Raw genomic sequence first — 326 nt, 5'->3', positions numbered from 1 at the left:
ACGACAAGTATCGGTATGCCCGGCCCACCCCTGTTACTTTATTTTACAGGAACTGATACTAAAAAAGAGAAGTTAAGAGCAACTACATTAGCTTTTTATTTGTTTATATATTTCATTAGCCTAGTAACTCAAATACTCTTTACTGGCACAAACAAAACCATTTGGGAATCAAGTTTTTATGCCATTCCAATTGTATTTTTAGGTTTGTTTATAGGTCAAATTATTTTTAAATGGCTTAATCAACGGATTTTTAAAATATTTACGTACATTCTTTTAAGTTGTACAGGGGGTTATCTTCTTATTGAAAGTTTGAACTTGTTATAGAA

The 326-nt window shown here is 30.7% G+C and carries 1 protein-coding gene; it reads left to right on the top strand.

Annotated features, from left to right (window positions below):
* Window positions 1-324: sulfite exporter TauE/SafE family protein (locus tag MR107_RS30590; RefSeq protein ID WP_242293199.1), on the top strand; the 324-nt coding region annotated here is incomplete at its 5' end.
* Between the last annotated feature and the right edge of the window lie 2 nt (window positions 325-326).

Source organism: Bacillus cereus group sp. BfR-BA-01441, from assembly GCF_022663075.1.
Classification (GTDB): Bacteria; Bacillota; Bacilli; order Bacillales; family Bacillaceae_G; genus Bacillus_A; species Bacillus_A cereus.
Note: the sequence above shows the minus strand (reverse complement) of the source record. Positions and strands in the feature narration are given on the sequence as shown.